At 42.9% G+C, this 26,880-nt stretch carries 29 protein-coding genes; 10 read left to right on the top strand and 19 right to left on the bottom strand.

Annotated features, from left to right (window positions below; translation table 11 throughout):
- Nucleotide 1: 1 nt before the first annotated feature.
- The 14 genes from traJ to ACP26M_RS08620 form a co-directional block, all read right to left on the bottom strand.
- A complete protein-coding gene (gene traJ / locus ACP26M_RS08555; protein WP_426587938.1) occupies nucleotides 2-1,207 on the bottom strand; it encodes a conjugative transposon protein TraJ in 1,206 nt (401 codons plus the stop codon).
- A 1-nt stretch (nucleotide 1,208) separates the two neighbouring features.
- A complete protein-coding gene (locus tag ACP26M_RS08560; RefSeq protein ID WP_426587939.1) occupies nucleotides 1,209-1,877 on the bottom strand; it encodes a TerB family tellurite resistance protein in 669 nt (222 codons plus the stop codon).
- Nucleotides 1,864-2,511: a hypothetical protein gene (locus ACP26M_RS08565; protein WP_426587941.1), complete on the bottom strand. Its 648-nt coding sequence runs from the start codon at nucleotides 2,509-2,511 to the stop codon at nucleotides 1,864-1,866. Before ACP26M_RS08565 ends, ACP26M_RS08560 begins: the two co-directional genes overlap by 14 nt.
- Nucleotides 2,498-3,187 carry a conjugal transfer protein TraI gene (locus ACP26M_RS08570; protein WP_426587943.1) on the bottom strand — a complete coding sequence of 230 codons (690 nt, stop codon included), beginning with the start codon at nucleotides 3,185-3,187 and terminating at the stop codon, nucleotides 2,498-2,500. Before ACP26M_RS08570 ends, ACP26M_RS08565 begins: the two co-directional genes overlap by 14 nt.
- Nucleotides 3,188-3,299: 112 nt before the next feature.
- Nucleotides 3,300-3,677 (bottom strand): hypothetical protein, encoded by a 378-nt coding sequence (locus ACP26M_RS08575; protein ID WP_426587945.1) that lies wholly within the window; start codon nucleotides 3,675-3,677, stop codon nucleotides 3,300-3,302.
- Nucleotides 3,674-6,139, bottom strand: coding sequence for a TraG family conjugative transposon ATPase (locus ACP26M_RS08580; RefSeq protein WP_426587947.1), 2,466 nt, complete (start codon nucleotides 6,137-6,139; stop codon nucleotides 3,674-3,676). Before ACP26M_RS08580 ends, ACP26M_RS08575 begins: the two co-directional genes overlap by 4 nt.
- The gene (locus ACP26M_RS08585) at nucleotides 6,126-6,461 is read right to left on the bottom strand and encodes a DUF4133 domain-containing protein (RefSeq protein WP_426587949.1); all 336 of its coding nucleotides are present in this window, start codon (nucleotides 6,459-6,461) and stop codon (nucleotides 6,126-6,128) included. The genes ACP26M_RS08580 and ACP26M_RS08585 overlap by 14 nt, the downstream gene beginning before the upstream one ends.
- On the bottom strand, nucleotides 6,458-6,742 hold the full coding sequence (locus tag ACP26M_RS08590) for a DUF4134 domain-containing protein (protein WP_426589708.1): 285 nt from the start codon (nucleotides 6,740-6,742) through the stop codon (nucleotides 6,458-6,460). Before ACP26M_RS08590 ends, ACP26M_RS08585 begins: the two co-directional genes overlap by 4 nt.
- 118 nt (nucleotides 6,743-6,860) lie before the next feature.
- Entirely contained in the window at nucleotides 6,861-7,385 is a 525-nt protein-coding gene (locus ACP26M_RS08595; RefSeq protein WP_426587951.1) for a hypothetical protein, read from the bottom strand.
- 109 nt (nucleotides 7,386-7,494) lie between these two features.
- On the bottom strand, nucleotides 7,495-8,373 hold the full coding sequence (locus ACP26M_RS08600; protein ID WP_426587953.1) for an RteC domain-containing protein: 879 nt from the start codon (nucleotides 8,371-8,373) through the stop codon (nucleotides 7,495-7,497).
- Nucleotides 8,374-8,878: 505 nt separating this feature from the next.
- A complete protein-coding gene (locus tag ACP26M_RS08605) occupies nucleotides 8,879-9,652 on the bottom strand; it encodes a response regulator transcription factor (protein ID WP_426587955.1) in 774 nt (257 codons plus the stop codon).
- Nucleotides 9,653-9,799: 147 nt separating this feature from the next.
- Nucleotides 9,800-10,363, bottom strand: a complete 564-nt coding sequence (locus tag ACP26M_RS08610; RefSeq protein WP_426587957.1) for a GNAT family N-acetyltransferase — start codon at nucleotides 10,361-10,363, stop codon at nucleotides 9,800-9,802.
- A gap of 275 nt (nucleotides 10,364-10,638) precedes the next feature.
- A complete protein-coding gene (locus ACP26M_RS08615) occupies nucleotides 10,639-11,061 on the bottom strand; it encodes a hypothetical protein (protein WP_426587959.1) in 423 nt (140 codons plus the stop codon).
- Nucleotides 11,054-11,482, bottom strand: coding sequence for a helix-turn-helix transcriptional regulator (locus ACP26M_RS08620; RefSeq protein ID WP_426587961.1), 429 nt, complete (start codon nucleotides 11,480-11,482; stop codon nucleotides 11,054-11,056). Before ACP26M_RS08620 ends, ACP26M_RS08615 begins: the two co-directional genes overlap by 8 nt.
- Before the next feature lie 325 nt (nucleotides 11,483-11,807).
- On the opposite strand from ACP26M_RS08620, the gene ACP26M_RS08625 reads away from it, so the two are divergent.
- From ACP26M_RS08625 to ACP26M_RS08650, 6 genes are all read left to right on the top strand, one after another.
- Complete coding sequence (locus ACP26M_RS08625; RefSeq protein WP_426587963.1) at nucleotides 11,808-12,227, top strand: helix-turn-helix transcriptional regulator; 420 nt, start codon at nucleotides 11,808-11,810, stop codon at nucleotides 12,225-12,227.
- Between the two features lie 49 nt (nucleotides 12,228-12,276).
- Nucleotides 12,277-12,867 carry a hypothetical protein gene (locus ACP26M_RS08630; protein WP_426587965.1) on the top strand — a complete coding sequence of 197 codons (591 nt, stop codon included), beginning with the start codon at nucleotides 12,277-12,279 and terminating at the stop codon, nucleotides 12,865-12,867.
- Between the two features lie 332 nt (nucleotides 12,868-13,199).
- A complete protein-coding gene (locus ACP26M_RS08635; RefSeq protein ID WP_426587967.1) occupies nucleotides 13,200-14,627 on the top strand; it encodes a hypothetical protein in 1,428 nt (475 codons plus the stop codon).
- 56 nt (nucleotides 14,628-14,683) lie between these two features.
- The gene (locus ACP26M_RS08640; RefSeq protein WP_426587969.1) at nucleotides 14,684-15,265 is read left to right on the top strand and encodes a hypothetical protein; all 582 of its coding nucleotides are present in this window, start codon (nucleotides 14,684-14,686) and stop codon (nucleotides 15,263-15,265) included.
- Nucleotides 15,266-15,298: 33 nt separating this feature from the next.
- Complete coding sequence (locus tag ACP26M_RS08645) at nucleotides 15,299-16,201, top strand: HEPN domain-containing protein (RefSeq protein ID WP_426587971.1); 903 nt, start codon at nucleotides 15,299-15,301, stop codon at nucleotides 16,199-16,201.
- 233 nt (nucleotides 16,202-16,434) lie between these two features.
- Complete coding sequence (locus tag ACP26M_RS08650) at nucleotides 16,435-17,010, top strand: hypothetical protein (RefSeq protein ID WP_426587973.1); 576 nt, start codon at nucleotides 16,435-16,437, stop codon at nucleotides 17,008-17,010.
- Between the two features lie 344 nt (nucleotides 17,011-17,354).
- Here ACP26M_RS08650 and ACP26M_RS08655 read toward each other — a convergent pair whose 3' ends face one another.
- Together ACP26M_RS08655 and ACP26M_RS08660 are read right to left on the bottom strand one after the other, a co-directional pair.
- Entirely contained in the window at nucleotides 17,355-18,128 is a 774-nt protein-coding gene (locus ACP26M_RS08655; protein ID WP_426587975.1) for a DNA-formamidopyrimidine glycosylase family protein, read from the bottom strand.
- Nucleotides 18,129-18,373: 245 nt separating this feature from the next.
- Nucleotides 18,374-19,198 (bottom strand): DUF72 domain-containing protein, encoded by an 825-nt coding sequence (locus ACP26M_RS08660; protein WP_426587977.1) that lies wholly within the window; start codon nucleotides 19,196-19,198, stop codon nucleotides 18,374-18,376.
- Between the two features lie 149 nt (nucleotides 19,199-19,347).
- Here ACP26M_RS08660 and ACP26M_RS08665 point away from each other — a divergent pair, with 149 nt between their 5' ends.
- The 4 genes from ACP26M_RS08665 (at nucleotide 19,348) to ACP26M_RS08680 (ending at nucleotide 21,307) form a co-directional block, all read left to right on the top strand.
- A complete protein-coding gene (locus ACP26M_RS08665; RefSeq protein ID WP_426587979.1) occupies nucleotides 19,348-19,818 on the top strand; it encodes a hypothetical protein in 471 nt (156 codons plus the stop codon).
- 3 nt (nucleotides 19,819-19,821) lie between these two features.
- Entirely contained in the window at nucleotides 19,822-20,058 is a 237-nt protein-coding gene (locus ACP26M_RS08670) for a hypothetical protein (RefSeq protein WP_426587981.1), read from the top strand.
- A gap of 176 nt (nucleotides 20,059-20,234) precedes the next feature.
- The gene (locus tag ACP26M_RS08675) at nucleotides 20,235-20,534 is read left to right on the top strand and encodes a hypothetical protein (RefSeq protein ID WP_426587983.1); all 300 of its coding nucleotides are present in this window, start codon (nucleotides 20,235-20,237) and stop codon (nucleotides 20,532-20,534) included.
- The gene (locus ACP26M_RS08680) at nucleotides 20,483-21,307 is read left to right on the top strand and encodes an SOS response-associated peptidase family protein (RefSeq protein ID WP_426587985.1); all 825 of its coding nucleotides are present in this window, start codon (nucleotides 20,483-20,485) and stop codon (nucleotides 21,305-21,307) included. The genes ACP26M_RS08675 and ACP26M_RS08680 overlap by 52 nt, the downstream gene beginning before the upstream one ends.
- A gap of 126 nt (nucleotides 21,308-21,433) precedes the next feature.
- On the opposite strand, the gene ACP26M_RS08685 is transcribed toward ACP26M_RS08680, so the two are convergent.
- Genes ACP26M_RS08685 through ACP26M_RS08695 form a run of 3 tightly spaced genes read right to left on the bottom strand, consistent with a single transcriptional unit; the run spans nucleotide 21,434 to nucleotide 26,863 of the window.
- Nucleotides 21,434-24,646 carry an error-prone DNA polymerase gene (locus tag ACP26M_RS08685; RefSeq protein ID WP_426587987.1) on the bottom strand — a complete coding sequence of 1,071 codons (3,213 nt, stop codon included), beginning with the start codon at nucleotides 24,644-24,646 and terminating at the stop codon, nucleotides 21,434-21,436.
- Nucleotides 24,643-26,145 carry a Y-family DNA polymerase gene (locus ACP26M_RS08690; RefSeq protein ID WP_426587989.1) on the bottom strand — a complete coding sequence of 501 codons (1,503 nt, stop codon included), beginning with the start codon at nucleotides 26,143-26,145 and terminating at the stop codon, nucleotides 24,643-24,645. The genes ACP26M_RS08685 and ACP26M_RS08690 overlap by 4 nt, the downstream gene beginning before the upstream one ends.
- Entirely contained in the window at nucleotides 26,138-26,863 is a 726-nt protein-coding gene (locus ACP26M_RS08695) for an ImuA family protein (protein WP_321556513.1), read from the bottom strand. Before ACP26M_RS08695 ends, ACP26M_RS08690 begins: the two co-directional genes overlap by 8 nt.
- Between the last annotated feature and the right edge of the window lie 17 nt (nucleotides 26,864-26,880).

Below are 26,880 nucleotides of genomic sequence, written 5' to 3' on the forward strand. Positions count from 1 at the left end.
GTTAACTTTTCCCGGATAACCGGTCTTTTTGATGATCGCTGCCTCCTGAACCTGCACTGTGATAACCTTTCATAAATTGGCTTGGCGCATTCAAAATATTGCTCACTCCGCGCTCCATTCGATCACCGGCCGCCGCCCCTGTTGACGAGGATGTGCTGATAACAGTGGTTGCCGCACCGGTGGTGACACTGTTTACCCGTTGCAGCATCCCGTTTTGGCCGTGGGCGTGTACGATGAAATTGGCGACGGTAGGCACGGAAAAATAACCGAGAATACCGATCAGCAAAAACACGAGGTAGGCCGTATCAGTACTCGAAAAGAAAGTATCGCCCTGGTTTTGTATCTGGGATATGTCCAACTTCAGCATATTTTCCTGCACCTTGCCGATAATCGCCCCAAAAATATTGGCAATCGGCAGCCAGAGAAAGATATTGATGTAGCGGGCCAGCCATTGATGCAAGCTATGCTGGAAGCCGTCGAATACGGACAGCCCAAATACCAAGGGACCAAGTATGGCCAGCACCACCAGAAAAAATGTGCGGACAGTGTTGATACAAAGGGATGCTGCGGAATAAACAACTTCCAACACCTCGGACAGCCATTGCTTGATGCTGTTGCGAAACGCATACGATTGTTTGGCAGCCCAAAACTTAATGTCATTGCCGATGCCGTCGAAAACTCCCTCGTTATCGCCGTTGGGATCATCAGGATGGGTGTATTTATACCACTTATCCTGGTCGCCGTTTCCATCAGCGCCCTCGTACATCTGGTAGGCATCAGAACTTTTGACAGCCAGTTCCTTTTGCCTGATCAGTTGTGCTATTGCCGTGTTGCTGCTTTGCACTATGCTTGCACTCGCCGAAACGACTGGCTGCAATACACCATTCATTAAAGCGATCACCGCCGGAAAAAGCAGGATGGCCATGCCGAGCGCGAAAGGCCGCAGCAAGGGATAAAAGTCGATGGCCTCGGCAGCGGCGATCTGTCGCCATATTCTGGATGCGATGAACCACAAGGCAGCAAAACCGGCAATGCCACGTGCTGTTCCGATCAGCTGACTGCAAAGCGGCAGCATCTGGCTATACACGTTATCCAGCACCGGCTGCATGCCTTTGAGGTCGTCCGCGATCCCGTCTGCTTTTGAAAGGTGCGGAACCCCGACAAGAAAAAGCAGGGCCGCCAGACTAAAAATGATTTTTGATTTCATGTTAATAAAGGTTTTTGAAAGTTTGTATTTCATCTGTTGCCTTCTGCCGCTGTGCCGAAAGCACAGCTACCTGGCTGGTGAAATGCCGCAGGAATACCAATTTATGCTGTGTGTCCGCATAGATCTGATCGATAGCGCCTAAGCGATCCGCATCGCTCATCCGCAATGTACCCGCTGTTACTACATTGGCCAGGTTGGTCAGATTATCTATGCTTCCGCTTAGCAGGTGCTGGAAAACATTATTCATGTAGGAAAGTTCCTGCGCGTTGAAATGTCCACCTCTATTTGCCTGCTTCCAGGCAGCTTTATATTCGGAAACGATACTGGCCTGGTCAGCAATAATGTCAGCAATTCGACCGTATTTCTTAACCTGCGGGCTTACTGCCATCAAACTGTTGAGGAATACCGAATGCAGGTTAAAGTTGCCTTCCGAAATATTTTTGACCGCGCTGTACCCTTGTGTTAGGATCGTATAGCCGGCTTGCATATCGGAAAGTATGGCCTTGAACTGCGTTAGTTTTTCGATGTCCAGTATCAGCTGCTGCGTATCCTGTGCTGTTGATGTTTGTGCTTCCGAGTACTCAAAAGTTATTGTGCAAAGGGCAAAGCAAAGCAACATCGCGATCCCGGTCTTGCGCGGACCTATTGACAGCATTTTAGTTAGTTTCATAATACCTCCTTAGCGTTTGCGTATTTGACTTATCCTGTTTTCTTTGGGCGCTGAGCAACCTGACCTGGTTAGTAAATGAGCAGGCAAAAACATATTTGTCGTTGATTGCAGCGCTGATTTTATTGATCCTTTTGATTCGTTCGTCATCCGACATTTGCAATTCACCTGTCGTAAGTACGGTTTGCAGATCGTTGAGATCAAGATGGCATTGCGCGACGAGATTTTCACGGACACTGCTGATATAGGTTTGTTCAGCTTCGGTCAAGCCCTCCAGATTATCTACCGAATTTAACTGGTTGATAATGTTTTGCAGCCGGGCTTGCACCACCCAAAGGTTTACTTCATTTCTGACAACGGGATTAACCGCCGAAAGGGATTTGTAAAAATCCTGGTGCAGGTTAAATTCAGCTCCCTTGAAATTCGCGATGCTATTCCATTCGCTTTTCAGCATATCATAACCCTGCCTCAGCGAGATTTCTTCAGCTTTTAAAGCTGCGATCTGCTGTTCCAGGTATTTGATCTGTGTTTTCTTCTGGTGAAACCATTCATCCCAGCTCTGCGCGTTCACGGGCTGCAAAGCGCAAACGCAAAGCATAAGGCAAATCATTGCCATTTTTACGCTAATCGATCCCATAATATTTTTTCAGGGTTGCTGCTTCATTTTCATCTTTTGCCCGGTGGAGGCTCAGGATGGCATTTTGAGTATTGAATTGTTGCAGGTCATTGTAATTGGCGTCCATGTGATCGGCAGCTTTGTTGATGAGTTCCAGGCGCGCCGCGTCAGGCATTTGCGTTTTACCGGAATGAATAACATCAAGTATCTGATCGAGATCGTTTACACTGGCTTCAAGGATACCGGAATACACTTTGGTCATATACGCAAGCTCATCACCTGTAAAATGCCTGTCGTTTTTCAGCAGGCTCCAGGTGTGCGTATAGGCGTTGACTAACGCCACCTGTTTTTGGGTCAGTTCACCGATCTTCGAATAATACGCAATGGCCGATTTGATATCCCATAGTTCTTGGTAGTACTGGCTGAACAGGTCTTTTTGCTTTGATGACCAATCTGAGATTTCCGTCAGCTTCAGTTTGGACAACTGGTTTTCCAGCGCTTTTTGTGCGTTTTGCAGCCAGATCGTCTTGTTCTGCATGCTTTGTATCTTCAGGTCAATGGCACGTATCACCCGGCCGACCGTGGAGGAAATCACGGATCCGACCACGGTTTGTGCATCGGCCCCTTTCGGGATCGTGACAAAGACGGTCATGGCTGAAATCGGCAGGATCACCATGTATTTTTTTAAGGCGTTCATATCGCTATCTTTTGAAATTTGCATAAAAGGCCCCCTTACCCCCGTAAGGGGGCACAATTGATTAATGAATTGATTGATTATTTCCGGGCTTCTTCCGACCCGGATTCAGGCGTTACAGTTTCCTGTATTCGCTGTTCCCGTTCAGAAGGCTGCCTTTCTCGGGGTTGAAAAACAGCACTTTACCGGTTTGGATGATTTGCAGCGTTTGTTTTTGATCATCCCATTCGCCTGTCCAGTGTTTTACCTGGTGCTGAAGGCCCTGAAGTTTCCCCCCTGTAATGCGCCTGTAACCGGTATTTCGGGTAATCGCGTATATGCTTTCGGTATTTTTGGCTGGTTCGATAATGAGGGTATCGTTGGCTACACTGTATTCGCTTTGCGCTTCATTGACATATTTGCCGGGAATAAAATCTTTAACCTTGTTGTTTTCACTCTGGCAGGCAGCCAATCCCAGGACTGCAATTGCCAATGGATAAATGAACTTTTTCATTGCTTCGATTTAATTTTTGATTCAACTAATGCTGCGATCCCTTTTTCCATGCTTCCGTACTGTCCGGCATATTCCAGTACCTGTGCTTTTTCTGATGATTCCGTGGTGTAGGCGTAATATTCCTCGGGCGAAACTTCAGTCCGGTATACTTTTGAACTTTGTCCACCCAGGCTGATAAATACTTCCTTGTATTTGTAAGCAGGGTCATTGGCCTTGTTCATAGACAGGATGAGCGCTTTTTCCTTTTCGGTCAAACCCAATAGTTCCTGTACATCGTCGAATTTATTCTGATACTTGCTTTGATCTAAAAGGATCTTGCAGTCACTGTTATTCACGATGGCCTGCTTAATAACCGGGCTGCTTAAAATGTCCTCAACGTCCTGCGTTACTACGATGGCTTCACCAAAAAACTTCCGGACAGTCTTAAAAAGGTATTTGATGTACTCCGCCATACCGTCCTTGGCAATCGCTTTCCAGGCCTCTTCGATCAAGATCAGCTTACGGACGTTTTTTGGAAGCTTGCGCATTTTGGAAATAAATACCTCCATTATGATGATTGTAACCACCGGGAACAAAATCTCGTGCGACTTGATGTTGTCCAGTTCAAAGACAATAAAGCGCTCATTCAGCAGGTCAAGGTTTTCCGTAGCGTTAAGCAGGTAATCAAATTCGCCGCCTTTGTAATAAGGGTTCAGCACGTAAAGGAGGTTGCCGATGTCAAAATCCTTTTCCTTGACTTTCCCATTTTCCAGAACTATCAGATATTCGTTCATCAAAAAATCGTAGAATGAATTAAAGCAAGGAAAAACAGCCGGATGCTTTGCGAGGTGCTGGTAGTAAAGTGTGACGGCATTGGAAATGGCAACATATTCGGACCTGGCAAAATGCTCGTTTTCTTTCTTCCAGAGCGCCAGCAACAAAGTTTTCAGGCTTTCTTTTTTTTCAATGTCCAGCACTTCACCTTTAGCAATGTAAAATGGATTGAACTTGATCGGATTGTTCTCTTCATAAGTAAAATAGTAACCGCCGACCAGATCACAAAGCCCTTTATAACTGTGACCGACGTCCACCAAAACAATATGTGCACCCTGTTCATAGTAACTGTTGACCATGTGATTGGTAAAAAAGGATTTACCTGAACCGGATGGGCCTAATACCATCTTGTTTCGGTTAGTGATGTAGCCTTTCTGCATGGGTTCGTCCGAAATATCGGCCCGTACAGGCTGCCCAGATAACCGGTCACCGAGCCGAATGCCCGCACCGCTATGCGAACTGCGGTAATTGCTTTCGAGGTTTAAAAAACAAGTGGCCTGCTCCAGAAAAGTATCGAACGTGTCATTCATCGGAAAGTCGGCGGCGTTGCCCGGCAAACCTGCCCACCAGATTTGTGGTGCACCGTCCGATTCCTGCTTACCAGCCGCATCCATTTGCGCCATAGCCGAACCAACTTTGTTCCTGATCTCCTGTATCCCATCAACATGGTTTGTCCAGGTCATTACATTGAAGTGGGCTTTGACGGGTAGCCGCTGTTCGGCTATAGCCTCGTTTAAAAAATCACCGGTGGCGTCACGGGCAATAGCATTTTCCCTGCTGTAAGCAGATAACGATTGCAATCGCAGTCGTTTCTTTTCCAGCGACTTGACCGTTTTTTGGGCATCGCCAATAAAAATGAACTGGTTACAGATGTGGTTACAGTCTAACAATAATCCCAGCGGAGAAGCAAAACCAATACTGAATTTTGTGCGATCGGTACTGTACCTATCGTAATTGACACGGCTGCCGCAAAGTGAAGGCAAGTCTTCTACGTCCGAAAGTGTAAACAACTGGCAATGGTCATCGCCGATCCGGATTTCGTCTTTGAGGTGCACATCTTTGATCAACGGCCTTTCGTTTTCGGGCTGCAAAAAACAATACTGCTCAATAATTCCGGCTTTTGATTTGGTTCCGGCCAGTTCATCGGCCTTTAATCGTTTTAATGAAATCAAACCACTGTCCGATAAAATCCGCTCGAATGCACCAGCCTTTTCGGTAAAATCGCGAAAAAGGTTTTCATTAAGAGACTGCGGAGGAACCGGGGATTTTCGCATCAGGCCTGAATAACCACTGCTCGCTGTCCTTCGGTTGCCTGGCTGTTTGGTCAACATGACATAGCAGGTATGCTTCAGATATGGACGGCCTTCAAAATAATGTTCGCTTGCAGCAGTTAAAAAACTTAATGAGTTACTTAAACTGTTGTGATAACCGGTACGAATAAAAACATCCTGCTTGTGAACGATGCTGTGCTTTGGCAACACCTTCATGGCCTTTATCCATGCATGGTGTAATGCTTCGTATTCCTGGCTTGACATAGTAAAAATATCCGGCAGCTCCAGCTTAAAGGCAATCGTAATATCACCCTGGCGGGAAAGAATGCAATCGTTCTCAACTTTGTACACCGGCAAAATATCTTCAATGTTTACCATCGCTTTGTTTTGTTAATTGTATGAATAACTTCCTTGAGTGAAATTTCACATAGTCGGGCAGGCTCCTTTTGGCGTTTCGTTTAGCTAAACCATGCTGACCGTATTTGTGGCTTAACCGGAATATTCCGGTTACCAAACCGGTGCCCGCGGCGCCTATCAAAATCAGGCAGACCCACATATTGACGCCGCAGATATAAAGGATTGCGTAAAGCAGTAGTAAGGCAACCAGTCCGCCGGCTAAGTAACCGATATACTGGGCTTTGACACCTTTAAATTCGATGGCTTTGTTAATGCCTTTGTTAACCTGATAAACGCTACTCATAACCCAAAGAATGATTTAATAACTGTTGCAACTACCACCAGAAAGATGCAGGATCCAAACCAGGCGGCTGCAACTTTATTAGTATCCGGCTCGCCTTCGTTCCATTTGCGGAATACTTTGATGGCACCCACAATGCCCAGTACCGCCCCTATTGCGTACATCAGGTCACACCCTGCATCGAAATAACCTTTGACCATTGTGGTTGCCTGTGTAATACCGGCCGCACCATCCGCTCCAAAGCAGTAATCGACCGTCAGTAAACCCATTAGGAACATCAGCATTTTGGTGAACGCAATTCGCTTCTGTTCTGCTGGCACTGAGCGGTAATCACTAATGCCGTTTTTGATATGTATATAGATCGCTTTAAAAACTGATTTCATGTTTTTGTCATTTAGGGGATTAGTTCCAGAGGTTAGTTAATTCTTCATCCGAGATTGGGAACAGGGCATTCTCGCGGATGAATTCATTAATTGCGGTGAAGTTTGCTATTTCTGCGATATTGTAGTATCTTGCTTTCACAGACGCAAAAAGGGAATAGAAATCGTCCTTTGTTCCGTTTTCGTTTTCGAGGATATGGAAAATCGTCTTTAAATCCTGTAGCACGTCAGGTATGATACCCAACTGTGTTTCCCTTCCGTCTGCATCTGGCTCACCCCAAACTCTGGGTACAAAACCGAGTTTATGCGCTTCGATTTCGCTAACCCCTTCCGGCAGCTTATTTGCACCAACCAGTTCGTCATCTTCCAGTTCATCTTCCCAATCCTTTTGCAGCCGTTCGACCGTCTTTTGCTTTTTAGCACCCTTTGCTGTAAAAAGCAGATAGCCCGCATACCAGGCGATTGTAAAAATTACCGCGGCAACTAAAAATTGCTGCCATGTGAAAAAATGTAGTATCATAAAATTGCTTTTGTCCTGCCGCTCCATTGCGACAGGATTCAAAAGCAAAGGTTGGGAGATCTGAAATCGGCCTTGGACAAGTTGCCTAAAATTGATTATTAAGACTTATATATCAATCAATTACAAAGTGACAATTTCAACTTCGCCTTGATTTAAGCTTTCCAGGATGGTAAGCCTCTTCGTCATCGATCTTTCTGTTCACCGACTCCCTGAGATTGTCTAAGAAGCGTGTCCTGCTAAGGCGTTTCCTCCTTTTGATTTCTACGAATCTACGGGCAGGGATCCCTATGGAGACGTTAAAGTGCTCTTCGAGCCATTTAAAAATGTCATTTACGCCTGCTTTGCCATTGTTGATCTGGCCGCTGTCCAATAAGGCGTAACCCAATTCAACTAAGTTTATGCTTTCCCCAGTCCAACTGAGGGCTTTGGATTGAAAAGTCTCAGGGTATTTTTGTTGCGATGACAGTGCGCCATTTTTAATCTGTTGTAAAATAAATTCCTGCAACATTTCACAAGCTTTGAATTTTGAAAATATATAATCACCCCATGTTGAAAGCTCTAAAAAAATTTCGTCCACTTCATAGATAAAGATTGACGGGGCTTCCTTCCCTCGCAGAAAATATGACCGGTCAAGTTCCGTCAGGCCCAGTCGATAATACTGATGCATGTAAGCATTTCGTTGATAAAAACGGTTGATGGATTCCAGTTCGCTATCGTAAAATGCAAATTGTTTATTCCATGTTCCGACCTGTTTGCTTTGTTCCACATTGTACCGTTCGACGATAAATATTTTAGTAGCTAAAAATTTCGGCTTGATATTTTTAAAAAAATTAATTTCGTCCTGCTCATCTTTGAAACCTTGTTCAAGGATATTTAAACGCAATAACTGAAGGTACTTTTTGATTACTGAGAGGTTCGCAGATAACTGCATAACCTCGTTGGCTTCCTTTGAAGTAGTAATTCTTAGCTCCGCTAAAAAGCTTTGGTATAATTCATCACAGATAGATTTAAGCATGTCTTAGATATTAAATTTGTCAATTGTACGATCCGCAGATCGCTACATCCCTTTTCACAGAAATATTTAAGTATCTATAAAGCGCGGGCTAATAGCGGGTTCCCTAACTGAGGTACTGGTATACCCAAAATACAGAACAGGCCAAGCCGGCGCTTAATATTGTGTATCCACCAGCTATCAGCATTTTTTTAAAATTACCAGTTTTCAGTTAGCGATCAGCATGGTTTTAAATTAGGAGGTAAAAGCTATCGAGTATTAGCTACTGTCAAAGGGTTTATAAGAGGTTAACAGGTTTAAAATAAAATGACTTTTTCGAGGACGTTTGCCGTCATTCGCTTCTAATAGCTTATTTTGTGGTTTAGTTATTGAAAGATAACGTTGGTGCATTTTTAAATTTGCTTAGTGTTAATTATTAAGCAAATAACAGCGCAATATTTTCAATAATATATAGGGAAAAACACTCAAAAATGCATATAGGTGATATTCCCTATACGAGTTCAAACGTCTATTCAAATAGCTTATGGATCAACGCAACCTTATTATTAACTCCTGTTTTATCGTAGATATTTTGAACGTGGTTACTTACTGTTTTCGACGAAATAAATAATGCCTCAGCTATCTCATTATAAGTTAACCCTTTGCGAAATAGTAATATTATCTCAACTTCTCTCTTTGTTAATTTAAATACCTTACACTTTTCGCTGAAATCCGTTGTTATTGTCTCGGCCGACCTTGATTGTTCATTTCTTGCATTCTTTACAGATTGTGCTAAAAAAATAATCGTGATAAATACGATCCCGCTGTTGGTGCACAATACTTCAATAACCTGGCTTGCCTCCACAACACCAAATAACGTCAATGACGCCCAGGGGCTTATCGCGCAATACATGGCGATCTCCTCAAAGTATTGCTTTTCATTTCGATTCGCGAGGTATTTAGCGCGGATACTTTTGAACATCACATATAACAATACCATAGCATAGATAAATGGGACGATTAGCCCATATTTTAAGTCTTTATCTATATTGCCATGGATAGCATAATCGATTATAAAAAAAATAACATAAGGAAGTATCAAAAACAGGGGCACTCCGAAGTATGCATGCCATCGCAAGGCCGGCAATTCCATTACTTTGTAAAAGAACAGGGGAAAAAATGACGCCATAAGAAATCCACTTCCATAAGCAATCATTAATTGGATGGGAATCGCCAAAGAAAAATTAGGATCTGGGAAAAGACCGCCGGTAATGTTATAGAACAATAACAACAACAGCAGCAATACATAATAGTTCCTGTGTTTATCCTGCGGCCGGTAGAAAAATCTCGCCAACTGGAAATTAAACATGCAAAACTCCAACACTACAAATGCAAAAGTTATAATATGCATTTGTGTTCCAAAAACCAACATAGAAATATTCCGTCGCTCCTAACGACGCAAAAAGTATAAAGAATAGGTTAAGTCAAGTGTTTGATATACTTCAAATCCTAAATTTCGATACCACGGTAAATTTTCCGAAGTTGAAGTTTCCAAAAATATTGGCATCCCCTCAGTCTCAGAAAGCCGAATAATTTCCCACACCAACTGGGTACCAATACCTTGATGCTGGTAATTAGGAAGTACCCCGATAAACCATAAGTATGTTATCGGTAATTTGGGATGAAAAGCTTTAATTTTAGCTTCACGGCTCAGAGCAGTTTTTACCCTGAATAGCCCAATAGAGTTAAAAATCAATTTTATATCCAGCCAGATGGATCGATAATTAACAGTTTTGCGTTGCGGGTAAAGGATTAATGCGCAGGCATTATGTTCATCTGAAAGCAGCACCTTACCGAAAAGAAGGCAGATGTCAAATGAGTATTCCATCAGAGCTTCAATTTCTTTTACACTCTTTTCATGTTGAATTATGTAATTGACACTCTTGTTTTCGATAAATGCTTGCGTTAAAATGTCTACCACCGTTGCCTTATCGTTTTTTGTTGCGATAATCATAGGATTCGTTATAAGATTTGGTTAACAGATATAAATTTCCTGACTTTCACAATTATTATTTTAATTGCTCAGTAATATTCTATCCAGAAATTATTACTTATTAGGAATTTATTATGGTTTATAACGAGAAAAAGTGTGAAGTAATTACAGGAATGTAAGCCGATTTACTTTTCTATGACTTAAATAAATACTATGGTATCTATACCGCTATGCAACTTCGGAGTCAATTCAATGTAAACTAATTTGTTAACATGGTTGTCACCGAACCTAACGCTTTAAGGTTTCTTATATAAGAAACGATTGTTCAGCGGGTTATTAGATCTGATAAGTCTTCCTTTTTTAACAAAAGCAAGTAGAATTCCCGATACATCAGTCGCTTTAAATTTGTTGCCGTCTTGATTCAAGTGTTCAATGATTTCGGCTATGGTTCTTTCCTTGTTAAAAAAGTCGGTTAGCAAAACTTGATCCAACACAATTTTCACGCCTGGCTTTTTAAAGCGTGAATTGGAGGATTTTTTTTTCGATGCCACTCCAAATTCGTTTCGTTCGGGAGAATTTTTCGTTTGCTTGCCTTTAGGTTCAACAAAAGGAAGTAGAAATTCCACAATCCTGATTTGAACGGGCTCCGATTGAAATTTTATAACGATATCCGATATATCTTGAACTTGTTTTATAAATCGTTCGATATATTTATCCATTACCTTTTCTAAGCATTTCTACTTTCTCCTTTTCACTTTCTAACAACCGCTCAAGCAAAGCTACTTTTTCATCATATAATGACACGATCTTTTCAATTGGATTGAAATGCATCGAACAATTATTATTTATTGCTGATGCGTTGTCCTTAAAGTCAGTAAAAGTATTGGCAATGATATTTACAGCCTTATCTTCATCGAGGTTTTTTATGGCATCCACTGGAACTTTCAAAATTATCGCAACTTGATTTAAAATATCTTCCTCGACTTCTTCCTTTTGCTCCAACAGTGATACCCTTTTTTGGCTCCACTCTTCACCTAATGCGTACGCGAGCGCTTCTTGCTTCAAGCCCAGCATTTCACGAAAACGTTTAATGTTACGGCCTTGATGGATATTTTTAGGTTTTTCAGTATTTGTGTTCATCGGTTATATGTCGATTGTGTCAAAATTAAACAAAATTGTAAAAGCCTTGCTTTATCTAATATAGAAATAATATCTTGATGGCTGCTCCATTCCTTGATGTAGTTCTAAATTCTTTGGTTTTGATACTATGTCGCTCATTATGCATTTATTTAATTTCAAAAAGAAAACAGTGCACTTTTCCGGCTAATATATGGTATACAAGTACTTATAAAATATAGGGCGCGAAAAGAGTTTAAATCTGACCGACTGATTAACGAGAGAATATTTTAGCAAGTAGCAGAATTTTATATACGCCCCAAACTCTTCTTATTTGTAAAAAAAGGATATGAACAGCGTATTGTATATAGCACGTAAAGCTAAGGGGTTTACCGAAGGGCAGCTTGCACGTTTATTGAATATGGACGAAAAGGCCTATGTAGAACTTGAAAATGAAGTTAAACTGCTGGATAATGATACCTGTTTTAAGCTTTGCAAAATTTTTGATATTCCCGCGGATTATTTTTTTATAAGCATAAAAAGAGAGGCCAAGCTGCGAGCTAACACGATGAAAGATGTTTTAGCTTTATTAAAACTTCCTGGAGCAGGGCTTTTGCCACCAGAAATACACGTTAAAATGGTAGCAATGGGTACTGAGGCTCTTATGGCACACCAAGAGCTGTACGCAGCTTATCATGAAATCGATATACTAAAAAGGGAAAATATTGCGATTAGAGGTCTTTACACGTCTTTATTGGAGGAGAAATGACTTTCGATTTCGAAATACATCGAATTATGAATCGCTTAAATAAAATAAAATGAATCGATTCAAATCTTATTCTTGGGAAAACCGTCCAAAAAATCTCGATGCTGACGAAATACGATCACCCTTCTCTGTCTTGGATGATTATTATGATGAATGGTCGTTTGATTATGAAAATGATTTGGAGGAGTGGGAATATTCTGTCATTGCATATGATTGTTTCAAGGAGGGCGCTTTGGGTTCCGGGGAAGATTTATTGTATATGTACAAGGCTGTCCTAAAAATAAGTGAGGCGTTATTTGTCATAAACGATTTGATTGAAATTGGACATACTTTTCCGATGTACACTGAAGAGCAAGTCAATTTGGAGAACCGTAAGTCGCTATGGTTCCCAAAGAATCTGAATAAAAGAGAACGGATGGATCCTTATAAGACAATCAAAACAGTGTTTAAAAATATTGAGTTACAACGGTTAAGGGATTATCTATGGGAGTTTTTGGTATATGGCTTATCAGCGAGGCCCTGTGACGATATGTTTGATTTCGAACAAGTGAATTTGGTTTTTAAGCAAATTCACAAATTGGTATCAATTGCATATTTGCTCATCAATCGCAATGAGTTAGATTGGAAAGAAACCAAATGTTAATTTACTTTCTAAACTTTCCATTGATAAGGCTAAGAATTAAGAAACGGTTATGATGATTATGTGTTCTTTACTTTATGTGCTTAGCAATTTGGATTTTTAATCCGAAAAAATATTTTGAGTGATAGCCAGATAGGCCGTGGCGAGAGCCCGGCCTCTTTTATTTTAAATCGGGTGCATTCAATTTATTGCGATGATAAAAAAAATCAACCGAATTGAGAATAAGATATCCAGATTTCAAGTATGCGATAGAAGCCTAAAGAATAGGTTAGCATTTTTTCGCCACAGAGATTTGTACTGCCGGTTAATGCAGATCGGTATCAAATTGAAAGCTTATGTATTGTGGCGTTTATGCTCCCTGGGATCATGCCCCAAAGTTCCTTCGTTTTTCAGAAGTGAGGGACCCGATGATACCGGTGAAATATTTTTTTGATGCCGATGATGTGGGCGGTCACCAGGAAACGTTAAAAACCTGGCGTCACCATGTTGTGAATGACGGATTTTACAGTGACAAACGCTTTGGCCCGGGAGTCCTTGTTCATGATTATGAGCTTAACGTTCGGCTTATTGAAGGGCTTTACTTGCTTTTCCTGGAGCATCAGGAGTTTTCCTATAATAAAAAGAAGGTAGATGTGGAGCAGCTTAGTGCGGAGAAAGATGATTGGCTTTGGTTTCCGCTTGAGCTCTCAGAAAAAGAATTGTTAGATCCGTACACCATACTCGAAGCAGCGTTTGATAAAGTTAAGCCGCAGGAATTCCGGGATCATCTTGCCGAATGGCTCGCTGCTGCTTTATCAACTAATGCCGTTGATGAGTCCATGTCACCCGGCGAAATAATCACGATATATGAACATCTCAAAAAGATGTACTCGGCAGCCTGGCTAATTTTCCAGCGGGAAACTGAGCATACATTTTTTAAGTTTAAAGCCACTAAAGGGAAGTCACTGGAAGAAGGGAGTAGTAATGTAACACAAGCGGATATGAACACCTCAACATCGCTAATAAAGCGATCTCCAGCGTCGATACTTGCACTAAAAGAAGTTGTAAAAGCGATTTTAAATACTGAACCAACCGTGAGGGCGATTATCGAAATCGGTACCCTTGAGAATCCGTTCGGTTATATCCTTTATCTGCTAATCGATGAAGCGCGTTATGAGTTGGATTATCTTGTCAATGAATTGATCGAGAACAGTCTCAAGCCATTAATCGGTATTTTTACGATTGTTTCAAGTGTGTCAATTATCAAAAACGACAATCCTTTAGAAAGAAGGTTTCTGAACTGGTCGCTCATAAATGGCGTTGTTATTTACGAAAATGGAGGGCTTGGCCTCGATGCCTTGAGGCGTGAGGTCAAAGAAACTACACTAAACATTCCGCCCTTTGAAACACAACTTAAATTCGCAAGACTTCATTACACAGGGATAGGTTATTACATCAGAAAAAAACAGTTCGGGGATGCGCTTCATTCAGCACACCGTTCTATAGAGGCAGCATTAACTGAATACCTGGATGTTAAGATTGGTTTTGAGACGACCATACCCAATTTAAACCGGTTAATCACGATGACTTTGATTATTGATAAGACAGTGTCAGACTGGTTTCTCGATTTAAAAGCCGGGCACGCGAGATTGTTTGATCTTTTGCAAAGTGTATATCCCGAGTCGGTCAGGGATAAATTAGATATTTCAGAACAAGATATAATGGATTTGATGGTTAAGACAGCTGATTTGCTGATGCTTATCAGTGATCTTTTAAACGTGTAACGGAATCTTAAAAACTTAGTAACAAGTAGAAACCCCTTAAAGCTTATAGTAAGATTATGATGTACTGTGGTAAACATGTTCCCTGGGATCATTTTCCCAAGAGTCTTAGTTTTCAGGAATTGCAATATCCATTAATTGTTCTCAAACAGTATTTTGACTTTGATTGGCCTAATGGCCATTTCAAGGATTTAAAGACGTGGCGATCTTTTGTAATAGGGAATGAAAGTTATAATCATGAAAGACTGGGTGCAGGTAAGCTATTGAGTAAGTATCATTCAACTTTGAAGTTACTTGATGCTTTATATGTTTTGCATTTGGTCAACGAAGATGAACCTTCAGGAAAAGTAAGTAAAGAACAATTAGATAACGAACGGAGCACATGGTACTGGATGCCTGAAAATCTTTCTGAGCAGGAACTGTCCTGTCCTTATGTTTTGATCAAACGCATTTTTAAAAAAATCAAACCTCAACTATTTAGGGACTATCTAATGGAATGTATTGATTTTGCTCTCTCGCCTCATTCGGTAAATTCTATGACCGCAGAGGAAATTATTTCTCTGTTTAAAAAGTTAAAAAAACTTATATCGGCAGCCTGGATAATCCGACAGAGGGGAACAAATACACCATTTTGCAAATAATCATTAAACTTTTTCAAAATGAATTTTCACGCTATGAAGAATACAGTATTAAAATTAACCGATCAACAAATTAAAGAATTGCAAGAAATAGCAAAAGCTCTTGATAATCATTACCAAATAGAGAAGATTATTTGTTTTGGCGCAATAAACAATTCAAGCAAATACAAGACTTGTTTTGATGAACCAAAATCTTCGTCGGAGACCTTTTACTATCTTTTAGTGCTAACCAAGGAGGTTACACGGATAGAGCATGCGATGCAGGATTATATTAATAAATTATTTCCGGGAACGTTCATTTTACAGCATGGACAAGAAACCGTAATGAAAGCTGTTTACAATTATGATCTCTTTTTCCTAAACACATGCCTTAATGGAGTACTCGTTTTCACGAAGGACGGCTTTACCATGATACCGGAATTTGATACGAAAAAAGCCGATGAGGCGGCTTCAAAAGACAAAGAAGCTTATAAGAGATTTTATAATCTTGCCGCTGGATTTTTGGAGAGCGCTTTCATTTGTCTGGAAAACGACTTTGATAACAATGTGATCTTTTTGCTTCACCAGGCGGTTGAACAAGGATGCAGAGCTTTGATCAGATTATTTACCGGATACCGCTCTGATATCCACAACATCAGCAGACTGTTGGATTTATGCAGCTGTTTCTCTCAGGAACCATCAATACTTTTTAGGAGGCATTTTTCAAACGAAAAACATCTTTTCCGGATATTGTCTTCAAGTTATACAGATAACCGATATAAAGATAACTACCAGGTAGTTGACCATGAAGCTGATTTATTATGCACACAAGTGCAAGCCTTTCTTGATCTCATACAAGAACTGGCCAAAAAAGAGACCGCACCGGGTACTGCTAAGACCACAGTTGAGACATCGGCAGAGGTCGTGGATTATTCCCCGGCCCTGCCTGCTTCGCTGTGATTTGTTCTAAGGAGTGTCCATGGAACATCATCAATAAGGAACTGCCATAGACTAATGAAGTCAGCAATTGTAATTTTTTTATAACTGATGATTGATTATAAAGAAACCGCACAGGGTACCGCCAAGGACGCAGCGAAAGTACCGGCAGAGACCGTGGAATATTTCCCGGCTCTGCCAGCTTCGCTGTTAATGTCATCTGAAAGGATATTTACAAAGATTTTAAATTAAAAAAAATGTACGACAGACCAATAGCGCCATGGGAACATTTCCCCAAAACGTTAACGATAAGTGAATTGCTCAACCCACTAAAAACAATAAAGGAATATTTTGATACTGGGTTACCAAAAAAGAAGTTCGATAAGATCGATCAATGGAGAGATTTTGTTCTCAAATATGATTACTACAACGATCCAAAACTTGGCCCGGAGTCATTACTTTTAGTTTACGATCAAAATTTGAGGTTTATGGAAGCAACTCATTTATTTCTAATAAACCAGACTGACCTTAATCGTCTTCCAGGAAGAATTTCAAAGGATGAATTGAAAGTAGAACGGCGAGAATGGGATTATTATCCGATAACACTTTCCGATGATGAAATTATTGATCCATATATAACATTAGAAAAATGCTTTAAAGGATTTCCTCCTCAACTTTACCGAGATCATTTACACGAGTGGTTACATGCTGCTTTATCTACTCAAGCCGATTTTGATGTACTACCACCGAGCGAAGTTATGGCTTTTCATGAATGCATTAAACGTTTAATAGATGCCGGATGGCTTTTTAAAGAAAGATTAAATCACAGTTAAATATTAATTTATTCAATAAAGTTTAGAATATCGGCACGTTTGGCAGGCGGTTTAGTTTCTCAGGCCGCCTCGCCATTCGGCCTAAGTTTAGCGAAACCCGAGCAAGCGCAATTGCTAATTCTTATAACCGAGGACTGGTAGATCAATGGAGGCGACGCGGGATCACAATACAGTGATCTTGCTGCCCCATTGTATGATTTGTCCCTACAACCAAACCATCCTAATTAAAAATTAATTAGCATATTTGAAAATCTGAGACATTCCTAAGTCTCTTTGTGATAAGGTTTAGGAAAAAGTCCCGACGGCGAGCGTTTAGGGGCTTTTATTTTATAACTATCCTGTGCTTACTCGAACAATTGTTGACTTTCAACATAATACGTTTTACGCTTATCCAATTCAGCTTTAAGAATCACCTCACCATTGAGCGTCAGGGCTTGTTTAGGCCGATGAACTTGCAAAAAATCGCGTTCCTTTTCGGTGATGGTGTCCGGAAAATTTCGACGAATATGGTTTTCCGCGTCCACTAAAACAGTATTGATTGCCTGAACCAGAATGTCAATATTAGTTTCAGGAATTTTGTTGGCTTTTGAAAAAGGAGATATTTTTGCGGCATAAAGAATTTCATCTACATAGGCATTGCCAATACCCTGGACAGTTTTGCCTTCAGTAAGAACTGTTTTGATGGGCTTCGAAGTTTTTGCCAATGCAGATTGCAGATATCCTGACGAAATATCCATAGCGTCGGGGGCAGCGGCGGGTTTAGGGTCAAGGGTTAAAATAACGGCCTTTTGCCAGTCCGTAATTGCCAGACCAGTACCATCTTCAAATAACAGTTCAGCGATAGTAAAACGGTTCTCATTTTTACTTTCAAACCAATACATAGTTCCATGTAGCATCAGGTGGATGCTTAACACATGCCCGTTTTGGAAATCAAAATGTAATTCCTTACCTATTCTGGTGATTCTTCTTAAAACCTGGCCTTCCAATGCGGCCTCAATTTCTGCGACGGGAACTTTGAGTTGCCGGGTTATTAGAATATCAATTAACGATAACATCTTTCCTTCAAGTTGCTTAGCGAGATTACTGCTAAATATGTTTAAATCTGGTATTTCTGGCATAAGTTGGTTTTATAGGTTACTTATATTCACTTTCTATCCGATAGCCGATCTCATCAATGACCGAAGCCGGTAATATCACCCCCGATTCCTGTATCCATGTCCAATCATCAGTATGTCCTATCGTGGCCATGAATCGACCATTAAAGAACACGTCATAGCTTTGCGGTTGCATGATCACTTTGCAAGTTACGGTTTCGCTTGCGTAACCTATTTCGAAACTAAAAATCGGGGTTTGATCTTCCATGTTAGGGGTTTTGTCCGGGCAGAGGGACTTTTAAGGTAAGTTCCTGGTTCAGTTTGGTTACGAAATGTTCATACAATGGCAAGGACGGCGTATCACCTGCGTGGATAAAAAAGTATAACGATTGCAATCCTTGTTGTTTCCATTCTTTCAAACGGCCCACCCATTCCTCTAATCGTAGAAGGTCGGTTGGCTCATCGCCGCAATTGACGAACCGGATAAAGGCATGCGGTGTTGTTAACGCCATGTGAAGACAATCTCTCCGGCCGGCAGTATCGGAAATAACTGCACCTATTTTTAATTGTCTAAGACAGTTAAACAGGTTTTCGCGTTCCCCGTTATCAGCGAACCAGTTCTTATTCCGTACTTCAACAAATAACGGGACGTCTGTCGGCAAAGTTATTAAGTAAGCTTTTAAATCAGATAAACCTTTGGGAGAAAAGTTATCCGGCAGTTGCAGGAATAACGGCCCGAGGTGTATACCAAGTACGGATATGCTGGTGTAGAATTCATTGGTCTGTTCTTCCACGTTTCGGAATCTTCGTATGTGGGAGACGCTTTGCGGAAATTTAGGACAGAATTTAAAGTCGGGAACTTCTTTTACCATTTGTTTCCAGGCATAAAGCCGCTCGGGAGACTGTGGTTGATAAAATGTAGAGCTGAACTCAACTGTATTAAAATGATCGGCATATATGCCCAAAAAGCTTGCATCTTTCGTACCCTTGGGATATATTTTACCAATCCAGTTTTTGTAACCCCATTTCGGCGCGCCTACATAAGCTTTAAACTCGCTTGCAGGCTGAAAGCTTTGCAATGTGGATTTAGTCATGGCGCTATCAGCAGGTAAGTGATAATCAACGTTAGATAAATCTGGTTCGTTTCTTCCAAAATGCATTGGCCGAAGTTACGCATGATATTCGTTTGAGTAATATGATCCAAACATTTTTTCTCATGGATTGCTATATAGGAAACATCGTTATGATCAATATCACCACATTTACAGTCTATAAAGATGATGGCACCAAACAGACCGTCACCATAGAGCCTGTACTGATTGAGCTTCCCGAGGCCAAACATTTTACAGGTGTATACCGGTTAACGGATACTGACCTGACAGGCACGGAACTTGGGGAAGTAGCCTTTCATCTGTACAACACGGGGGAATGGGAGTTTACAGGCGATGCATTCAGCTGTACAGAACAAGATCAGATCGTGGAATTCATTAAAGAAAAGGAACCGTTTGATTCCATTGCTTTCTCAGAGACCGTCGATGGTACTGAACACCATTACCGGATCACGGACAATGAAGGACATTTCGGAATCGAAAAAGACGGTATTTTCATTGGCGTTATTGAACATAACGAAGACTGGGAACAAATCGCAGGTGATCCGCTCCCGGACGAGTTGTTCGAAAAACTCGTATCAAAGATTGAGAGTTTTAACGATTAAGCCATGGGCCCTCTACAAATCTCCTATGTTATCGGTGACAAGCATTGCGATATGGAAGCTATCGAAACTGAATGTGCCGGACATGCAGGTCCCTGTTTTTTATTAAAACAAGATAACGACATTATCGGAACGATATGTAAAACAGTTGGAGGTTATATTCACGTTGGCGATACCGGGCTTGGCCTGGATGATATTAGCGGAACTGGGGAGCAGATCGACGCCGGCCTGAGCAGCTTTTAGCTTACTGTGTAATAGCAAAAAGATGCCCCTATCAATTTTATCATCGGAAAGGTGATCAAAAATCAAAGTAGACAGTCTTACGAATGAGATTAAAAAAATGCAAATAAGGGTTTGGAAATCACAAAAATACTAACTATATTAGCATTGTATTATTCCTGAATTCTTTGTAACTTCAAATGTCAGTAATTAAGCAATTCGATATCGTTTATGACGGAGCTCCGGCAACTGTGACCGAACATGGTTTGAAATCTGGCCGGGTATTTCGTATTGAGTTTTCGAAACGCGCGCTCCTGCCCTTGATCATCACTGTTGCCCATGACGAGGATGATAAAAAGTTTTGGACGTCAATTCCTGAAGGGCGGCAAGCATTGGCTGAAGAGGTCGGCAAGCTTGTTGCCAGTTATCTTAGAAGCAATATACAGATATGTGTTACTACAACGGACAAAAAGTCACCCGTGCCGAGTTTATTCGATTAAAAAACCTGGAAAAGGAAGTTCGCCGGTATAGTTTTCTAAATGTAGGCGTACATAATGGCTTCATGTTCCAGCCTGCGGCTATCGCTATTGCCAATAGCGATAAAACGGATTTTGAATTGGTGCAGGCCCATTGGGGCTACATGCCTTATGGTATAAAAACTCATGAAGATGCACAACTATTTCTGAGGAAGTATACCACAATGAACTTCAAATCCGAAAACATGCTGGTGAATGATAAAGGTGAAAGTTCGATGTGGTCAGGTGCTGTTAAAAATGGACGAACCTGCCTGGTACTTTCTACCGGAATGGTAGAAAACAGGCACATCAACAAAATTGGAAAAAGAGGCGAACCTTTAAAAACCACTGATGCCTATCCTTATATGGTAACGATGAAGGATAAGGAATATTGGTGGATGCCCGGCTTATATAACCAGGTACTGGATAAAGAGACAGGGGAATTGGTTTATACGTTCGCCTTTGCTACAACTAAAGCCAATGCCCTGATGCGCCAGATTCATAACAAAGATAATAAATGGCGGATGCCGGCAGTTTTGAGCGATGACGTTGCGTATGAATGGCTGCTTGGGAATCCATCCGTTGAAAGAATGCAGGAAATAGCCCGTACACAGGTGCCGTCAAAAGATATGGAATTCTGCACGATAACGAAGGAATATTTACAACGCGAAGCCAATCCTACATCCTACGATACGCTGCCGCCAATTGATATGAGTTATATGGATATAGAAGAAACGCTTCTTTATCCGGCTGCTTGATAACGGCCTGCAAAATAAGGGAGAAGAACTACTAAAAAAGTCTTTTGTGTTTCGTCGTGCACCGAAATAAAAACCCTTGCCATCCATTTTGTCGGGTCTGCTGAATTGCAGTAAATCATCTATTTATCATCTAAAATTCCTGCCTTTATCTAAATAATCATCCGGGGCCGGCTCGCGAACTTGCGTACGCTTATCCACAGGAACGAATGGCGATGCCTTTTCATCAGCACGCGAAAGGGTAAGAACAGGTTGCTGATCGTTTTGAATAGCTGTCAGGTTGCCCAAAAGCCTGGTGTAATCAAAGCAACGGCGAACGATCACGTGAACGACCTCTGTTTTCTGGATTTTACCCTCAACCATCAGCAGGCGGGCATTTTGTATTTCCTTGCGGTATTTATCAAAAAGCTGAGGGAACACGACCAGGTTGCTGTTACCTGTTTCGTCCTCCAGCGTGATGAAACAAACGCCACCAGCGGTACCTGGCCGCTGGCGGACTAACACCAATCCGGCAACTTTGACTATCTGGCCGTCGGTACAATCACTTAACTGTTTACAGGCTAACACATTGAACAAATTCAGTTTGTCACGTACAAAACTTACAGGATGTCCTTTGATAGATAAACCGGTAGTTGCATAGTCCTGCACTACGTGCTCGGAAGTCTTCATTAATGGTAACTGTACCTGCGGTTCGAACTCACTTTCTGAGGGCTGGCCTTCAAAAGCGCCGATAGGACGGTCTTTCAGCGCGGCTACTTCCCAAAGTGCCTGCCGCCTGTCCATACCCATTGAACGGAACGCGTCGGCGTTTGCCAGCAATTCAAGCGTAGCAACAGACACACCTGCCTCGCATAGCTGGTTTGCTGCTATGTATTTTTCATTTCTCCCCCTGATGAGCATCGTTATTTCATCTTCCCGGATGCCTTTGATCTGCCGGAAACCCAGCCGTAACGCATAATAATCGCCCCATTTCCTTTCGAGAATATTGTCCCATTGGGAAAGGTTGATATCTGCAGGTAATATCTTGACGCCATGTTCGGAGGCGTTCCTGACAATTTGTGCCGGCTGATAAAACCCCATTGGCTGGCTGTTTAAAAGCGCGGCTGCGAACACATCCGGGTAATAATATTTGAGCCAGCAGGAAACATAGACCAAAAGGGCGAAGCTCGCCGCATGGCTCTCGGGGAAGCCGTAACTCCCAAACCCTTCGAGTTGTTTAAAAATACGTTGTGCAAACTCCTTGGTATACCCGCGCTCCACCATGCCGCCTATCAGCTTGTGTTCAAATTTGGTAACCAGCCCGTTGAATTTAAATGTAGCCATACTGCGGCGCAACAAGTCGGCTTCCGCAGGTGTGAAACCGGCAGCGACAATAGCAATTTCCATCGCCTGTTCCTGGAATAATGGAACACCCAATGTCCGCTCCAATATCGCCCTGATTTCCTCCGACGGATAATCCACGGCTTCTTCACCTGTTCTGCGGCGCAGGTACGGATGTACCATATCTCCCTGTATTGGTCCGGGCCTGACAATGGCAACCTCTATTACGAGATCATAAAAGCAGGTGGGTTTCATCCTGGGAAGCATGGACATTTGTGCCCTGCTTTCGATCTGAAAAACGCCCAGGGTATCGGCCGCTGTGATCATTTCATAAACTTTTGGATCATCCTGCGGAATATTGGCCAATGTAAGGTTCAACCCATAATGCTGTTTAGCCAGGTTAAATGCTTTGCGAATGCAGGTCAGCATGCCCAGGCCCAGGACATCCACCTTTAAAAAACCAAGCGCATCGATATCATCCTTGTTCCATTCGATGTTTGTGCGATCCTGCATCCTGGCTTTAAAGATCGGACAAAGGTCACTCAGCTGGCCTTCGGTGATCACAAAACCGCCTGTATGCTGCCCCAATTGCCGGGGAAACCCGATCAGTTGAGAGGTCAGTTCCAATACTTTCAGCATCAGCGGTTCCTTCGGGTTCAGCCCCATTTCCAGTAGTTTGCCTTCTTCAAACCACTCGTCAGTAAATTCCCAGATCGCGTTGGACAGGCGACTAACGGTATCCATCGACAGCCCCATGGCCCTGCCCACATCCCGGATCGCACCTTTTTGATGGAGAACGGTCACGGTCGGTAAGATCGCAGCGCGGTCACGGCCAAAGCGGTTAAAAATATATTGGATCACTTCTTCCCTCCTTTCATGTTCAAAATCAACATCGATATCCGGCGGCTCGTTCCGGGCTTCGGACATGAACCGGGCAAAAAGCAGATTGAATTTATCCGGGTTGACGGAAGTGATGCCAAGGCAGAAACACACAGTCGAGTTCGCCGCTGAACCACGACCCTGGCAAAGTATACCATGTTCACGGGCCCAGCGTACATAGTCTTCCACAGTCAGAAAGTAATTCGCATTATCGGTCTTTTTGATAAAGTCCAGTTCGTATCTGATTTGCTTAACTACCTTATCCGGCAGGTTTTCGCTATAATAATTCTTGGCACCCTCCCAGGCCAAAACCTCCAGTTGTTCATCTGGTGTCCGGCCATCCGTTGTCAGTTCCCGCGGGTATTGGTATTTCAGCGATTTCAGATCGAACCGGCAGCCGTCAGCGATCTTAGCGGCATTTTCGATAGCTTCCGGGTAATTACGGAATAAACGCTCCATTTCTTCTCTGGCTTTCAGGTGCCGTTCGGCATTCCTGTGCAATTTATAGCCGGCATTGAAAATGGTACATTTTTCCCTTACACAAGTCAATACATCCTGGAGCTCACGACGGGACGGATGATGATAATGAACATCGTTCGTGGCGACTAAGGGCACTCCTAATTCAGCCAGCAGAAATAACCGCTTGGCATCATCGCTGGTATAATATTTTGTTGCCGCAATGTAGAGTGCATCCTTAAAATGCGCTTGAAATTCCCGCAGATCATTTTTGAACACCATTTCAAACTCAAAGCTTTGATTCAGGCTTGCGGGCGGCACAACAATGAAATAGCTGCCTTCAGCATATTCGTAGACATCTTTTTTATAGATAAAACATTTTTCTTTTTCTGCACGCAGGTTGCCTAAGGTTAATAAAGCAGACAACCGGGCATAGGCATCTTTATCTTTTGGATAGGCCAGTAAGCTCGGCCCGTCAAGCAGGTCAAGGCGACAGGCCGGTATGATCCGGATGTTCCGGTCTTTTGCTACAACATAACCACGAACTACCCCGGCAAACGTATTCCGGTCGGTAATTGCGATCGCGTCATAGCCGAGGTCGGCCGCCTGGTCAACCAGTTCTTCGGGGTGAGAACCACCGCGCCGGAAACTGAAATTGCTCGTGACTTGTAATTCGACGTAACTCATGCGAAAAAGCCGTGTAAAAACCAGTGATCTTCCTGTGTGCCGTTGTAATGCCCTGATCTAAAGATCCAGTAACGCCGGCCATCCTGATCCTCGACAACATAATAATCACGGTGTTCACCAGGCTCGATCCACCATTCCCGCTCAATTCTTTCGGGGCCGTCTGCCTTTTTAATTTCATGCCTCCGGCCTCTATATAAAAATAATATCGGCGGGTAATCGGGTGTTAATGCCGTTGCTTTAATAGGCTCAGGCACTGCCAGCAATTGTACAGGCAACGGTTTATCGGCAGGCCACTCCGTTTCCGGCTTTTTTTTGATGTCGCTTGTTGGTTTTGTACTCCGCTCCGGCCAGTAATGCTCATCTGGCAAAAAGCGCTGAATCCCGTCACAACCGATCTTTCCCGCAACGCGATCGAGGAGCTCTGCAACTTGTTTGCTGTCCGCTCCCGGTTTGGCGGCCCAAAGATCCTTTTGCTGTGCATCTACAGGTTCTGTTTGACAGGCATCCAACACAAAGAGTTCGATGCCCATACCTGGTGAGACCGTATCCAAAGTAAGGCTAAAAAGTTTGAAAAGATGTTCAATCTGATGGCTGGCGTGATTGGTACCTATAGCAATCGTGCCTTTTTCACCATCAATACAATAATAGGTTATCGTCGCTTTTCTCAATCCCAGGCCCTCATTTCGAAGACGTTTGCAAATATTATCCAGCAGGTTGTTAACGACGATTTCGATAGCTGTACGCGTCCTGACAGGTTCCAGGCAACTCAACCGTTCACTGTATGGAACGGGCTCTTTCATCGGAAGCAGAAATTCTTCTTCCTGACCAAGGGCCTGTAACATTCTTAAAACCATATTTTTTCCAAACCTGCGCCGCAGTACGGCTCTTGGAATATGAATAAAACTGCTGATTTGATATAAACCAAGGTTCTGTAATTTCAGAAGCAGATCAGTGGGCAGGCGTAGTGCGGACGGCGGCAATGGCATCAGGGCATTTCGATGCCCGGCTTCCGGCACGATCAGACCGGATGAAGCGCAACGAGCTACGCCCCAGGCGCAGCCGATAGTATCGGCCATTCCCGGTCGGACATCGTAACCTAAGCCCTTTAACCGGATTACCATATCTTTTAAAAATTCCCTTTCGCCCCCTTTGAGATGCGTGCAGCCGGTAACATCCAGTAACAAACCGTCTGGCGGGTCAACTGCCACCAGCGGAGAATAACGCAGGCACCATTCCGCCAGGCCTTTAAGCAATTTAAGGTTACGTCCGGGTTTACCGTCAAACACCTGCAAATCAGGCGTAAGTACTTTGGCATCAGCTACTACCATACCTTCACTCACTCCTGAATTTTCGGCAGCGCTGCTTGCCGCTGTAATGACCATCCGCCCGTGATCAGGCTCCGCAAAAACAAAAGGACGCCCTTTGAGCGATGGCTGACGGATAACCTTCCAATCGGTCAGCAAATGTCGGAACCATATGGAAACAAAACGTTTAGGCATATTGACGCACCGTTTCTACACTTGCCTGTGGTATTATCGCCGTAAACCTTCGTTCTGACCACTCTATTGTCCAGCTTCCCGGATTGCCGTTCCTTACTTTCAGCAGGTCGACCTGCCAGCGCGGAAAGCCAACGCCCGGCATGCCGGAACGTAATTGACTTGGCACTTGTGTTATCCGCCATCGGGCGACACTTGCGGTCGCACCAAACTTCTTTGCCCCTTTTTGAATAACAAAACCGGTTACATGGCTTTGCTCTACGGCCAGTTGAAGCCTTCGGGATTCCATAAAGCTCATTTGATTCACTTCGCAGATCACCGCCGCGACTCCTTCGCATTTCAACGCTTCCTCGGTTACCCAAAGGACATCTTTCATTTGCGGCACATCGACAAAAACCACCCGGTCCGGTTCAACACCAAATAATTTGAGTGAGGGCGGATAGATACGCCGTGACCAGCTGATCCATAAACAGGCACCGCCCTGGTCAAGCAGCGTTTTTACTAATCCTGCAACAAAGCCGCCGCAAGCCGCCGTATCTTCAGGACACAGGCTGGCAAATTCGTGGATAGCCCCTGTAGGGAATACCCCATGTGGAAAAGCGTTTTCAACCGGGCCAAGTCCGATACTGCCGGTGCTGCCTGGCTGCGGCGGTCTGAATCCTTCCCATTGCAGGATATCCTGCCGGAGCTGATTGATGATATCTTCTTTTGCGGCTGTCATGACGATCAATTTGGGGA

It is taken from the genome of Mucilaginibacter sp. R-33 (assembly GCF_049949235.1).
Lineage (GTDB): Bacteria > Bacteroidota > Bacteroidia > Sphingobacteriales > Sphingobacteriaceae > Mucilaginibacter.

Excerpts from the sequence above, each read along its gene's own strand:
- ACP26M_RS08650 (WP_426587973.1), top strand. The coding sequence starts at position 16,435 with ATGTACGACAGACCAATAGCGCCATGGGAACATTTCCCCAAAACGTTA.
- ACP26M_RS08590 (WP_426589708.1), bottom strand. The coding sequence starts at position 6,742 with ATGCTGATGTTCCTAATGGGTTTACTGACGGTCGATTACTGCTTTGGA.
- ACP26M_RS08570 (WP_426587943.1), bottom strand. The coding sequence starts at position 3,187 with ATGAACGCCTTAAAAAAATACATGGTGATCCTGCCGATTTCAGCCATG.
- traJ (WP_426587938.1), bottom strand. The coding sequence starts at position 1,207 with ATGAAATCAAAAATCATTTTTAGTCTGGCGGCCCTGCTTTTTCTTGTC.
- ACP26M_RS08585 (WP_426587949.1), bottom strand. The coding sequence starts at position 6,461 with ATGAGTAGCGTTTATCAGGTTAACAAAGGCATTAACAAAGCCATCGAA.
- ACP26M_RS08680 (WP_426587985.1), top strand. The coding sequence starts at position 20,483 with ATGTGTTACTACAACGGACAAAAAGTCACCCGTGCCGAGTTTATTCGA.
- ACP26M_RS08595 (WP_426587951.1), bottom strand. The coding sequence starts at position 7,385 with ATGGAGCGGCAGGACAAAAGCAATTTTATGATACTACATTTTTTCACA.
- ACP26M_RS08610 (WP_426587957.1), bottom strand. The coding sequence starts at position 10,363 with ATGATTATCGCAACAAAAAACGATAAGGCAACGGTGGTAGACATTTTA.
- ACP26M_RS08625 (WP_426587963.1), top strand. The coding sequence starts at position 11,808 with ATGAACAGCGTATTGTATATAGCACGTAAAGCTAAGGGGTTTACCGAA.
- ACP26M_RS08640 (WP_426587969.1), top strand. The coding sequence starts at position 14,684 with ATGATGTACTGTGGTAAACATGTTCCCTGGGATCATTTTCCCAAGAGT.
- ACP26M_RS08690 (WP_426587989.1), bottom strand. The coding sequence starts at position 26,145 with ATGCCTAAACGTTTTGTTTCCATATGGTTCCGACATTTGCTGACCGAT.
- ACP26M_RS08620 (WP_426587961.1), bottom strand. The coding sequence starts at position 11,482 with ATGAACACAAATACTGAAAAACCTAAAAATATCCATCAAGGCCGTAAC.
- ACP26M_RS08675 (WP_426587983.1), top strand. The coding sequence starts at position 20,235 with ATGTCAGTAATTAAGCAATTCGATATCGTTTATGACGGAGCTCCGGCA.
- ACP26M_RS08645 (WP_426587971.1), top strand. The coding sequence starts at position 15,299 with ATGAAGAATACAGTATTAAAATTAACCGATCAACAAATTAAAGAATTG.
- ACP26M_RS08685 (WP_426587987.1), bottom strand. The coding sequence starts at position 24,646 with ATGAGTTACGTCGAATTACAAGTCACGAGCAATTTCAGTTTCCGGCGC.
- ACP26M_RS08630 (WP_426587965.1), top strand. The coding sequence starts at position 12,277 with ATGAATCGATTCAAATCTTATTCTTGGGAAAACCGTCCAAAAAATCTC.
- ACP26M_RS08655 (WP_426587975.1), bottom strand. The coding sequence starts at position 18,128 with ATGCCAGAAATACCAGATTTAAACATATTTAGCAGTAATCTCGCTAAG.
- ACP26M_RS08635 (WP_426587967.1), top strand. The coding sequence starts at position 13,200 with ATGTATTGTGGCGTTTATGCTCCCTGGGATCATGCCCCAAAGTTCCTT.
- ACP26M_RS08600 (WP_426587953.1), bottom strand. The coding sequence starts at position 8,373 with ATGCTTAAATCTATCTGTGATGAATTATACCAAAGCTTTTTAGCGGAG.
- ACP26M_RS08670 (WP_426587981.1), top strand. The coding sequence starts at position 19,822 with ATGGGCCCTCTACAAATCTCCTATGTTATCGGTGACAAGCATTGCGAT.
- ACP26M_RS08580 (WP_426587947.1), bottom strand. The coding sequence starts at position 6,139 with ATGGTAAACATTGAAGATATTTTGCCGGTGTACAAAGTTGAGAACGAT.
- ACP26M_RS08560 (WP_426587939.1), bottom strand. The coding sequence starts at position 1,877 with ATGAAACTAACTAAAATGCTGTCAATAGGTCCGCGCAAGACCGGGATC.
- ACP26M_RS08660 (WP_426587977.1), bottom strand. The coding sequence starts at position 19,198 with ATGACTAAATCCACATTGCAAAGCTTTCAGCCTGCAAGCGAGTTTAAA.
- ACP26M_RS08565 (WP_426587941.1), bottom strand. The coding sequence starts at position 2,511 with ATGGGATCGATTAGCGTAAAAATGGCAATGATTTGCCTTATGCTTTGC.
- ACP26M_RS08665 (WP_426587979.1), top strand. The coding sequence starts at position 19,348 with ATGATCAATATCACCACATTTACAGTCTATAAAGATGATGGCACCAAA.
- ACP26M_RS08575 (WP_426587945.1), bottom strand. The coding sequence starts at position 3,677 with ATGAAAAAGTTCATTTATCCATTGGCAATTGCAGTCCTGGGATTGGCT.
- ACP26M_RS08615 (WP_426587959.1), bottom strand. The coding sequence starts at position 11,061 with ATGGATAAATATATCGAACGATTTATAAAACAAGTTCAAGATATATCG.
- ACP26M_RS08695 (WP_321556513.1), bottom strand. The coding sequence starts at position 26,863 with ATGACAGCCGCAAAAGAAGATATCATCAATCAGCTCCGGCAGGATATC.